This is a genomic window from Pseudomonas sp. HMSC066A08 (assembly GCF_001813025.1).
GTDB classification, from domain to species: Bacteria; Pseudomonadota; Gammaproteobacteria; order Pseudomonadales; family Pseudomonadaceae; genus Pseudomonas; species Pseudomonas aeruginosa.
Window position 1 is genome coordinate 229,886 of sequence record NZ_KV811280.1, and the last position, 6,173, is coordinate 236,058.

The 6,173-nt window shown below is 68.0% G+C and carries 5 protein-coding genes; 4 read left to right on the top strand and 1 reads right to left on the bottom strand.

All coding sequences use genetic code 11. From position 1 onward, the window contains the following. The first annotated feature begins 8 nt into the window (after positions 1-8). On the top strand, positions 9-1,316 hold the full coding sequence (locus HMPREF2886_RS06785) for an Nramp family divalent metal transporter (RefSeq protein ID WP_073651059.1): 1,308 nt from the start codon (positions 9-11) through the stop codon (positions 1,314-1,316). A 96-nt stretch (positions 1,317-1,412) separates the two neighbouring features. On the opposite strand, the gene HMPREF2886_RS06790 is transcribed toward HMPREF2886_RS06785, so the two are convergent. Continuing rightward, positions 1,413-2,936 carry a fumarate hydratase gene (locus HMPREF2886_RS06790; protein ID WP_003093938.1) on the bottom strand — a complete coding sequence of 508 codons (1,524 nt, stop codon included), beginning with the start codon at positions 2,934-2,936 and terminating at the stop codon, positions 1,413-1,415. A gap of 261 nt (positions 2,937-3,197) precedes the next feature. Here HMPREF2886_RS06790 and HMPREF2886_RS06795 point away from each other — a divergent pair, with 261 nt between their 5' ends. The 3 genes from HMPREF2886_RS06795 to HMPREF2886_RS06805 all read left to right on the top strand — a co-directional run bounded on the left by HMPREF2886_RS06795 (position 3,198) and on the right by HMPREF2886_RS06805 (position 6,085). Continuing rightward, positions 3,198-4,325 carry a GGDEF domain-containing protein gene (locus HMPREF2886_RS06795; protein WP_039027848.1) on the top strand — a complete coding sequence of 376 codons (1,128 nt, stop codon included), beginning with the start codon at positions 3,198-3,200 and terminating at the stop codon, positions 4,323-4,325. After that, positions 4,318-5,244 carry an iron-sulfur-binding ferredoxin reductase gene (locus tag HMPREF2886_RS06800; protein WP_058178884.1) on the top strand — a complete coding sequence of 309 codons (927 nt, stop codon included), beginning with the start codon at positions 4,318-4,320 and terminating at the stop codon, positions 5,242-5,244. The genes HMPREF2886_RS06795 and HMPREF2886_RS06800 overlap by 8 nt, the downstream gene beginning before the upstream one ends. A gap of 67 nt (positions 5,245-5,311) precedes the next feature. Further along, on the top strand, positions 5,312-6,085 hold the full coding sequence (locus HMPREF2886_RS06805) for an enoyl-CoA hydratase (protein WP_003110043.1): 774 nt from the start codon (positions 5,312-5,314) through the stop codon (positions 6,083-6,085). Positions 6,086-6,173 lie beyond the last annotated feature (88 nt).

Genomic DNA, 6,173 nt, shown 5'->3' on the forward strand with positions numbered 1-6,173 from the left:
AATACTCCCTGCCCACCACGGCCACCGCGCCGTTCTGTCCCTCGGCGGTCAGCCACAGCGTGGCGGTGCCGGCCGACGCCTCGCCGCTGCGCAAGCTGGCGCTGTTCGTCGGCCCCGGCCTGCTGGTCTCGGTCGGCTACATGGACCCCGGCAACTGGGCCACCGCCATCGAGGCGGGCTCGCGCTTCGGCTACGCGCTGCTGTTCGTGGTGGTGCTGGCGAGCTTTTCCGGGATGCTCCTGCAAAGCCTCTGTTCGCGCCTGGGGATCGCCACCGGCCGCGACCTCGCGCAGCTCTCCCGGGAGCGCTACCGCCCTGGCGTGGCGCGTGGCCAATGGCTGCTGGCGGAGCTGTCGATCGTCGCCACCGACCTTGCCGAGGTGCTCGGCGCGGCGCTGGCCTTCCACCTGCTGCTGGGAGTCTCGATTACCACCGGGGTGGTCCTCACCGCCTTCGATACCCTGATCGTGCTGGCCTTGCAGGGCGCCAACTTCCGCCGCCTGGAGGCCATAGTGCTGGGGCTGATCGCGACCATCGGCGCGTGTTTCTTCGTCGAACTGGTGCTGATCGGCCCCTACTGGCCGGATGTCGCCGCCGGCTTGCGGCCGTCCTGGGACACCCTGAGCAGCCAGGAGCCGCTGTACCTGGCGATCGGCATCCTCGGCGCGACGGTGATGCCGCACAACCTCTACCTGCATTCGTCCGTGGTGCAGACCCGGGTCAGCGGCGACGACGCGGCGAGCAAACGCTCGGCGATCCGCTTTTCCCGGCTCGACACCATCGGCTCGCTGTCCCTGGCGCTGCTGGTCAATGCGGCGATCCTGATCCTCGCCGCCGCGGCTTTCCACGGCAGCGGCCATACCGAGGTGGTGGAGATCCAGGACGCCTACCACCTGCTCGACCCGTTGGTGGGCGGCGCCCTGGCCAGCTTCCTGTTCGGCTTCGCCCTGCTGGCGGCGGGACAGAGCTCGACCTTCACCGGCACCATTGCCGGGCAGGTGGTGATGGAGGGTTTCCTCCGGGCGAAGATTCCCTGCTGGCAGCGGCGCCTGATCACCCGCGGCCTGGCCCTGGTGCCGGCCTTGATCGGCGTGCTCTGGCTGGGCGAAGGCGCGGTAGGCAAGCTGCTGGTGCTCAGCCAGGTGGTGCTCAGCCTGCAATTGCCGTTCGCCCTGTGGCCGCTGATTCGCTTCAGCAGCGACCGGAACCTGATGGGGGAGTTCGTCAACCCGCGCTGGGTCAGCGCGCTGGCCTGGTCGTTGTTCGGCCTGATCTCGGCGGCGAACCTGACCTTGCTGTATTTCTGGTTCGGCTGAACCAAGGCGCCTGCGGCGCTGCCAGCCCAGGCTCCGGCCAGTGGCCGTACGAAAAAGCCCGGCGCGGGGCCGGGCTTTTCCAGGGACAGAGCAGGCTTACTTGACCTCGACCGCCAGGCTTTCGGCGATCTTCTTCTGCCAGACCGCCGGGCCGGTGATGTGCACCGACTCGCCGTTGGTATCGACCGCGACGGTGACCGGCATGTCCTTCACCTCGAACTCGTAGATCGCTTCCATGCCCAGTTCGGCGAAGGCCAGCACCTTGGACTTCTTGATCGCCTGGGCGACCAGGTAGGCGGCGCCGCCGACGGCCATCAGGTATACCGCCTTGTTGTCCTTGATCGCCTCGATGGCGATGGGACCGCGCTCGGACTTGCCGATCATGCCCAGCAGGCCGGTCTGTTCGAGGATCTGGCGGGTGAACTTGTCCATCCGGGTGGCGGTGGTGGGGCCGGCCGGGCCGACCACCTCGTCGCCGACCGGATCGACCGGGCCGACGTAATAGATGAAGCGGCCTTTCAGGTCCACCGGTAGCGTTTCGCCCTTGTTCAGCATGTCGACCATGCGCTTGTGCGCGGCGTCTCGGCCGGTGAGCATCTTGCCGTTGAGCAGCAGGGTCTCGCCCGGTTTCCAGCTTTGCACCTCTTCCGGGGTGATCTTGTCCAGGTCGACGCGGCGCGCGGACGGGCCGGCTTCCCAGACGATCTCCGGATAGGCGTCGAGCGACGGCGCTTCCAGTTCGGCGGGGCCGGAGCCGTCGAGCACGAAGTGGGCGTGGCGGGTCGCGGCGCAGTTGGGGATCATGCACACCGGCAGCGAGGCGGCGTGGGTCGGGTAGTCCATGATCTTGACGTCGAGCACGGTGGTCAGGCCGCCCAGGCCCTGGGCACCGATGCCCAGCTGGTTGACCTTCTCGAACAGCTCCAGGCGCAGTTCCTCGATGCGGTTCTGCGGGCCGCGGGCCTTCAGTTCGTGGATGTCGATCGGGTCCATGAGGACTTCCTTCGCCATCACCGCTGCTTTCTCCGCGGTACCGCCGATGCCGATGCCGAGCATGCCCGGCGGGCACCAGCCGGCGCCCATGGTCGGTACGGTCTTCAGCACCCAGTCGACGATCGAGTCGGACGGGTTGAGCATGGCCATCTTCGACTTGTTCTCCGAGCCGCCGCCCTTGGCCGCGACATCGACCTCGACCTTGTCGCCGGGAACGATGGAGTAGTGGATCACCGCCGGCGTGTTGTCCTTGGTGTTCTTCCGCGCGCCGGCCGGGTCGGCCAGGATCGAGGCGCGCAGGACGTTCTCCGGCAGGTTGTAGGCGCGGCGCACGCCTTCGTTGATCATATCGTCGACGCTCATGGTAGCGCCGTCCCAGCGCACGTCCATGCCGACCCGGACGAACACGGTGACGATCCCGGTGTCCTGGCAGATCGGGCGGTGGCCGGTGGCGCACATGCGCGAGTTGATCAGGATCTGCGCCATGGAGTCGCGGGCAGCCGGCGATTCTTCGCGCAGGTAGGCCTCATGCATGGCCTGGATGAAATCGACCGGGTGGTAGTAGGAGATGAACTGCAGGGCATCGGCGACGCTCTGGATCAGGTCGTCTTGCTTGATCACGGCCATGGAGCACGGTCCTCTTCAGGCGGGTAATTCGGATGCGGGGCAGGGTCACGGAGCCGGCCGCAGCCGAGGAGCGCGCCGGTCAGGCACCGGCGCAAAAAAGGCGCGACAGTATAGCCGTTCCGACGAGAGGGGCGCACGCGTCGACGATCAGACCTTGGTCGGCCGATAAATCCGCGGTCCGCTAGCTGGCAGTTCGTTCGACTAGGCAACCCGCAGGGGGCAGGGTACATTGCGGCCAGGTGCCATTACGGGACGGAGCCCATGCGCACAGACAAGCCTCCTCTGAAACAGCGTGCGCTGCAAAAGCTCTTGCTCCGCCGGTTCGGCATGGCCGCAGGCACCTACCTGCTCGGCCTGGTCCTGCTCTGGCTGGCGCTACTCAGCGGCTTCTACCGCGCAGCGCCGACCACCGCGGCGGCCAGCACCACCCTGGTGGTGGCTTGCCAACTGGCCTTCCTCTGGCTGTTCGCCAGCGGTCGCAACCTGCGTTACGCCGATCCCAGCCTGACCGAGCCGCAGGTGCTGGTGGCGACCGCCTGGCTGACCTATTTCCTCTACCACGTCGACAGCCTGCGCGGCACCTTCATGGTGTTCTACGTGCTGGCCCTGCTGTTCGGCGTGTTCCAACTGCCGCCGCGGGTCTTCGCCCGCTGTGCGGCGCTGGCGTTCATCGCTTTTTCCGGCATCTACCTGGTAGAGGCCTTGCAGCAGCGTCTCGAGCTGCCGGGCCGGGCTGCATTGCAGGTGCTCGTGATGTTCATCGTAATGGTCTGGCTGAGCCTGTTCGCCAGCTACATACAGGCGATGCGGCAACGCATGCGCCAGCGCCGCTATGCCTTGCAGGCGCACCAGGACACGCTGCGCGGCATGATGCGCCAACTGGAAGACCTGGTGGCCACCGACGAACTCACCGGTCTGTTCAACCGCCGGCATTTCATGCGCATGGCCAGTCGGGCGCTGGAAGACCTGCTGCCGAACCGGCAGCACGGCCTGGCGCTGATCGACCTCGATCACTTCAAGCGGATCAACGACCGCCACGGCCACGCCGCCGGCGATCGGGTCCTGCAGACCTTCGCCGCGGTGGCGCGTTCCTGTCTGCGCGATGGCGACGTCCTGGCCCGTTACGGCGGCGAGGAGTTCGTCCTGCTGCTGCCCCACGCCGACGCGGAACAGCTGGAAAGCTGTTGCGAACGCCTGCGCCTGGCGTTCCAACAGGCGGAACCGGTCGGGGTCACGGTGGATACCCTGAGCCTTTCGGTGGGCATGACCCTGCTGTATGCCGACGACGATCTCGACGAGGCCTTGCAGCGTGCCGACCAGGCGCTCTACCGTGCCAAGCGTGGCGGACGAAACCGCTGCGACGCCACCTGGGAGGTCACCAGTGCCTGACATACGGGTCGGCGAGCGACGCCTTGCCGTCGCCGCCGGCAGCAACCTGCTGGATGCGCTGCTCGCCGGCGGCATCGCCGTGCCCCATAGCTGCCGCGCCGGCAGTTGCCACGCCTGCCTGGTGCATTGCCTGCAGGGCGAGGTGGAAGACACCCTCCCGGAGGCGCTCGATCCGGCACGGCGCGAAGCGGGCTGGCGGCTGGCCTGTCAGTGCCGGGTGCTCGGCGACCTCGTGTTGCAGCCTTTCGATCCTCAGCGCGACGGGCTGCCGGCCAGGGTCGTCGCCTGCCACTGGCTGGGCGATGTGCTGCGCCTGCGCCTGGAGCCGGAGCGGCCCCTGCGCTATCGCGCCGGGCAGCACCTGCTGCTGTGGAGCGACGACGGTGTGGCGCGTCCCTATTCGCTGGCCAGCCTGCCCCACGAGGACCCATGGCTGGAGTTCCACATCGACTGCGGCGCTCCCGGCGCGTTCTGCGACCGTGCCCGTCGCCTGGCGCCTGGCGCTCTCCTGCGCCTGGGCGAGTTGCGCGGCGGGGCGTTGCGCTACGAGCCGGACTGGCAGGAGCGACCGCTGTTGCTGATCGGCGCCGGCACCGGGCTGGCGCCGCTCTGGGGGATACTTCGCGAGGCCTTGCGCGCGGAACACCAGGCGCCGATCCAACTGCTGCACCTGGCGCGTGACCACTACCTGGCCAGCGAGCTGGCGGAGTTGGCCGGGCGACATCCGCAAGTGCGCGTCAACCTGGTGTCGGCGGCACAGTTGCCCTCTGCCTTGGCCGATCTCCGCCTTGTTCCGCGGCGCAGCATCGCCTTACTCTGCGGCCAACCCGCCAGCGTCGAACGCTTCGCCCGGCAGCTCTACCTGGCCGGTGTACCGCGTAGCCAGACCCTGGCGGACCTGTTCCTGCCCCACGCCTGACTCTCGGCGCCGGTGGCGGAGCCTTGCAGCCATTGCCGCGGCCCTGCGCCGCATCCCTGGAGTGACGATGAGCGAGCTGATTCGGGTCGAACGCGAAACGGGGCTGCTGACCCTGCGCCTGGACCGCCAGGACAAGAAGAACGCGCTGACCCGCGCGATGTACAGCCGGATGGCCGAGGCGCTGCTGGAGGCGCAGGCCGATACGGCTGTGCGGGTGGTGCTGATCACTGGCGGCGACGCCTGCTTCACCAGCGGCAACGACATTCTCGACTTCCTCGAGCAACCGCCATCCCTGCGCGACAGCCCGGTCGGCCGCTTCATGAGCGCCCTGCTGGAATTCCCCAAGCCGGTGATCGCCGCGGTGAACGGACCGGCGGTGGGTATCGGCACCACCCTGCTGCTGCATTGCGACCTGGTCTTCGTCGGTCGCAACGCGCGATTGAAGATGCCGTTCGTCAACCTCGGCCTGACACCGGAGTTCGGCTCGAGCCTGATCCTGCCGCGCATGCTCGGCCATGCCAGGGCTGCGGAATTGCTGATGCTAGGCCAGGACTTCAGCGGCGAGCAGGCTGCCGCCTGGGGCCTGGCCAACGCGGCGCTGGAGGATGGCGCCACGGTGCTGGAGCACGCCCGCGATGCGGCCCGGCGTTTCCTGCACCTGGCGCCCTCGGCGGTAGTGGAGAGCAAGCGCCTGATGAAAGCGCCGTTTATCGAGGAGCTTCGCCGGGTGATCGCCGAGGAAGGCGATATCTTCAGTACCCGTCTGCGCTCGCCTGAGGCGATCGAGGCGCTCAGCGCCTTCATGCATCGGCGCCAGCCGGATTTCTCTAGGTTCGCCTGAGCACGCCGCTGTTGGGCCAGCGGGGTGCCGGTCCGCAGGGCGGATAACGCCACAGGCGTTATCCGCCGCGACGCGGCTGAAACGGCGG

Bases quoted from the DNA above. Each gene is read 5' to 3' on its own strand.
- HMPREF2886_RS06790 (WP_003093938.1), bottom strand. From the start codon at position 2,936: ATGGCCGTGATCAAGCAAGACGACCTGATCCAGAGCGTCGCCGATGCC.
- HMPREF2886_RS06795 (WP_039027848.1), top strand. From the start codon at position 3,198: ATGCGCACAGACAAGCCTCCTCTGAAACAGCGTGCGCTGCAAAAGCTC.
- HMPREF2886_RS06805 (WP_003110043.1), top strand. From the start codon at position 5,312: ATGAGCGAGCTGATTCGGGTCGAACGCGAAACGGGGCTGCTGACCCTG.